Raw genomic sequence first — 574 nt, forward strand, 5'->3', positions numbered from 1 at the left:
TAGTCCAGGCTGGTTTCACGCTTGCACCAGTGCCAGGCCAGGACATGATCGAAGGTGGCTGCCACGATAAGACACCCGGCACCGGTGTAGGTTCCATCGATAAAGATCTGGTCATAGATCGTCCCGGCGTGTTTGATCATCGGGTCGGGTACTTCAACCAGCCAGCACCAGCTAAACCGTCGCTTCAACGTCGAAGGGCTCACCCCGGCCTGTTGTGCGGTGTCTTTCAAGCTACGGGTCGAGGTGCAGTGAGCGATGAACTGCTTGAACACTGCTGCTTTGGTGATGTCAGTCCGGGTTTTGGTGCTTGAGGCTCCACAGAGTTTGCACCGCCACCTTGTCCTACCTTGTGTGGTGGTCCCATTGCGTTTCATATCGCCACCGCAGTGGCATCGTGGTCTGTTCTTCGGCATCCAGCCACCACACCACTAGCCGGTAGCACATCAAGGGCACCACACCGAGGAATGAACGCTCACACCACCGATATATGCCCAGCAGCCATATATATCCGCTGAAACCCGCGCCAACACAGCCGAAAACACCAACCCCAGACACACATTCTGACCCTTAACCC

1 pseudogene is annotated in these 574 nt (G+C 56.3%); it reads right to left on the minus strand.

The features are described 5' to 3' along the window. Positions 1-413: pseudogene (locus HMPREF3160_RS02430) on the minus strand (helix-turn-helix transcriptional regulator); the annotation flags it as partial. Between the last annotated feature and the right edge of the window lie 161 nt (positions 414-574).

It is taken from the genome of Arthrobacter sp. HMSC06H05, assembly GCF_001807395.1.
Classification (GTDB): domain Bacteria; phylum Actinomycetota; class Actinomycetes; order Actinomycetales; family Micrococcaceae; genus Pseudoglutamicibacter; species Pseudoglutamicibacter albus.